2 protein-coding genes are annotated in these 4,044 nt (G+C 45.5%); both read left to right on the plus strand.

The features are described 5' to 3' along the window. The first annotated feature begins 274 nt into the window (after window positions 1-274). Entirely contained in the window at window positions 275-3,244 is a 2,970-nt protein-coding gene (locus NW858_RS08170; protein ID WP_414520263.1) for a methyltransferase domain-containing protein, read from the plus strand. Between the two features lie 51 nt (window positions 3,245-3,295). Then, window positions 3,296-3,985 carry a hypothetical protein gene (locus NW858_RS08175; protein WP_414520264.1) on the plus strand — a complete coding sequence of 230 codons (690 nt, stop codon included), beginning with the start codon at window positions 3,296-3,298 and terminating at the stop codon, window positions 3,983-3,985. Window positions 3,986-4,044: the final 59 nt, after the last annotated feature.

Consider the following 4,044-nt stretch of genomic DNA (forward strand, 5'->3'; position numbering starts at 1 on the left):
GCTGTCAAGATGCCCCTATACAGTTCCCTAGAGCAAAGCGCTAAGGTTCTGCTTACTTTGCTGAGCAACGCCCCCACGCTCTGCACTGGTCGGGTTTTCCACCGTAGCAGGTGCTTGCTAAAGCCTCCGGCCCGCTGGCGCGAAGGGATAGCAACTCAAGTTGCTTACGGGCTTTTCCGCCCCGCACTTGAGTGCGGGGCCACCAAGCTATCCCCGTGTGTGGTCGACTCCCTTGAACCGCCTCAGCTCAGGGCTATGGCATAATGAGGCCAACTTGTCCCAGTGCCTTCCTGAGTCAATGCCACTTCCTGAATCTTTCACCTTAGAAGAGGTTGCTGCTCGAGGGCGAGCTGCCCTTGCCCGCTCCGAAATGGATTTTCAAGACTGGGCTAGAACCTATGCCGATGTTCTTTCCCCTCTGCAGTGGGGACAGGTGCTAACAAAAGTTATCTACCCTGACTTCAGCACCGACTGGAAGAATGCCCCGGGAACACTACAGGAAGCCACAGAAATAGCAATCCGTAAACTTCTGTACATGGAGCCCAGAAAGGTTTATCCTCTTTACAACGCTTTACTGAGAGTGGAAGGCATTTCTTTACTTAGTCGAGAAAAGCTGATCTCGCTCATGCTCGAGACAGCTCGAGAAATAGCCTTCTTAGCTGGCAAGCAACCCATTCACCAGTCGAAGATCGTTTACAATCATTCATTAAAGATAAGAGAGCTCGTCTTTGAGCTAGATCCGTTGCAGAAGTCTAATAATCTACTCTTGCTCTACGACGCCATCAAGAGAGAAGATGAGTTGGCAATCCTCACCTATGCGTCAGCAGTAGCTGAGAGTATAAGCTCTGGGCCAGAAATTGTCGACCTATCGGAAGAAATTGCCTTCCTGGATGTTGCCCGCCATCTCTTGGACGAAGGATACTTGGAGGTCTTCTTTGATCTCCTAGAAGTCTTTGCCCAGAAAATGCCTCAGCCACGGCGTCGCTCGGTTATGGCGGCGCTATCCTTGCTCTCGGAGATTTATCTTCCTGAGAGGGCTGAATCCTATAAAGCACTCTCCACATCGAAAGATTGGCTGTCCGGCTTCGGGATAGAGCTCATTTATAGGCTGATGGAAGAATCGAAAAGTCTGGGGTACTCAGTAGTGGCAGAAAAACTACTTTCACTTGCCTCAGAGGAAGAAGAGAAATCTGCTAACTTCATCTATCTTCTAGAGAACGCAATGGCCTTGTTTGCCAAAGCAGCTCTCACAGACAAGGTAAAGCTTATTATTGACAGATTCCTGAGCTTGTGGCCACTAGAAAGTTTACAAGTTATAAAGGAGAAACTAATTAACCAAGAACCTGTAAACGACAATATTCAGAGTCTTGCTCGCGCTCTTATGTTTTCAGTTTGTTTTTTTATCAACTATGTTAGCGACGATAGAAAGACTATACGAAAGCTAACTCAGATCTCTGCCGACATACTTTATTCTATTCTTCTATCTTACCGAGAAAACTTAGATCTGGATAGCTTCAGTAGCAGATCCCAAAACCTAGCAAATCAGCATCGCAGCTCCTGCCCTCGAAAGCTGAGAGTTGGCTACCTGGGTATATGTTTTATGAGTCACTCTGTAGGCCTAATGTCTCAACAAATACTTGCATCCCACGATACTGAGAATATAGAAGTCTATTACTACTACTTAATGGGCCTAGCGACGGAAGAAATTCTCTCCTCAGATCCTCTTTATCAAAGTTTTCTCCTCCACAAGGCTTATTTCCGTCAGTTTCCCAAAAACACAAGTCTAAAGGAGATTCTGCGAACAATAAGAGAGGACAATCTTGACATTCTTGTACATCTTGACTCGCTGACAGATCGAATTAGCAACTATGTTATGGCATATCGTTGTGCTCCTATTCAGTGTAGCTGGCTGGGAGGAGACTCTTCCGGCTTACCAACTCTAGACTATTTCTTTGTTGATCCTTATCTACTCCCGGATGAGGCGAAAGAGGACTACCGGGAGGAGTTAATTCGCTTGCCTGCTTATGCTGCTGTTAGCCAACTTGCCGTAGATCCTCAAGATCATCAAGTATTTTCTCAAACGCTGAACATTACCCCTAAAAATACTCTCCTCTTTACAGCTGCTCATGCATATAAGCGCAATGACCAGTGTGTAGAAGCTCATTTGAGGATCTTACTCAATTCTCCCAATGCCGTACTGGTTGTAAAAGGCAAGGGGGAAGCTCCGTCAATGATTGAGATGTATCGAAAAAGAGCTAAAGAACTGGGAGTCGAGGATCGAATTCGCTTCCTAGCAAGAACAGAATACACAGGCTTACATCGTGGTCAGCTAGGTCTATTTGATTTGATGCTAGACACATTTCCCTACACAGGGGCCACTCATACAATGGAAGCCTTGTATATGGGCTTGCCGGTGCTGACCTTAGTCGGTAGGCACTACTTTGGTCGAATGAGCTACAGCTTACTCAAGAATGTAGGTCTTGATGACTGTATCGCCTGGTCAATTGAAGAGTTTATCGAGCGTGGGATCCAACTAGCCAATAATCCAGAACTCCTGAAAAAAGCTAAGCAAACCATTCGAGATTCCTATGACAGATCGATAATTTGGGATCCAGAGCGCCTAGCCAGAGCCATGGAGAAGGTATACTTTGATCTTGCGTACAAGCATCAGCTAATTGAATCTGTTCCGCCTTTGCAAGAGAATCAAGCTGAGCCTAGGTCTACTCAGCGTATCCGCCTTCACATTGGAGGTAAAGAACCTCACCCCGATTGGAAGATCCTGGATATTCAGGCAAGGGAGCACGTCGACTACGTGGGAAATGCTAAGGATCTCAGTCAATTTGCCGATGGCTCGGTAGAGGCCATCTATGCTTCCCATGTCCTAGAGCACTTTGATTACATTCGAGAAATTCCAATTGTTCTCAAAGAGTGGCATCGAGTTTTGCGTTTTGGCGGCGAGTTGATGATCAGCGTTCCCGATCTGCCTACTCTTTGTCGTCTTTATTTGAGAGAAGGAGTCTCGCCTGAGGAGCGATTTAGAGTTATGCGCATGATGTTTGGCGGACAAACTGATGAATATGACTACCACAAGGCTGGCTTCTCTTGGGAGTACCTGTTTATGTTACTAACTCAAGCAGGTTTCAGGATTATTCGTAAGGTTGATAAATTTGGCTTATTTAATGATTGCAGTGACATGTCTTTTTTAGGCGAGCCCATTAGCCTAAATGTAATTGCGATCAAGTAGAGTAGCCTAGCAAGTTAACCGAGCTTAGGCTTTCTGCAGGTGTGTTTCTCTATGAGCTCAGCAATTATTATCACTGGTGCTGATTCTCATTTTTTTGACCTGGTTAAAGGAACGATTCTTTCTATTCGATATAAGCCGCAAGGTCAATTAATCGATATAGGCTTCTTTAACCTAGGCTGCTCACTTGAAGAAATAAACTGGGTTTTGGAAAATGTAAACTATGTTGTTGAGCCGGACTGGGAATACACGTTTCCTGGTATTGAGAATGCACCCTTATACTTGCGAGGGCTTCTGGCTCGACCGCACCTTCCTAAGTACTTTCCAGACTATGAAGTTTATATCTGGCTTGATGCAGATGCCTGGGTTCAAGAATGGTTTGGAATTGACTTACTCATTCAGGGAAGTAAAAAAAGAGGCCTGGCCATCGTACCAGAGATTGATCGAGGAAACAGACTACTTTATGGATCAAAAGAACACTTAATCGAACTATCCAAAGCCTATAGGCATTACTTTCCTAACCTAAATGTTGATGATCTGCACACTTATCCTCTTCTCAACGCAGGTGTTTTCGCACTACTTTATAGTGCTCCGCACTGGAACTTCTGGGATCTTCGCCTTGCTCAAGCCTTAGCCAAAAGACCTTCGGTTCTAACTGACCAGCTTGCCTTAAACGTTGCCGTCTACCTAGACGGTTTATTGGAGGAAACAGAACTTCTGCCAGCTTACAGCCTGTTAATTTAAAATAGGGTACAGGTTTTAAGAGGAAGGAGAGAAGGGAATGCCAACCCATTCTTTGGATC

The sequence above is a fragment of the Synechococcus sp. H55.10 genome (assembly GCF_047502715.1).
Taxonomy (GTDB): Bacteria; Cyanobacteriota; Cyanobacteriia; order Thermostichales; family Thermostichaceae; genus Thermostichus.

Bases quoted from the DNA above. Each gene is read 5' to 3' on its own strand.
- NW858_RS08175 (WP_414520264.1), top strand. From the start codon at position 3,296: ATGAGCTCAGCAATTATTATCACTGGTGCTGATTCTCATTTTTTTGAC.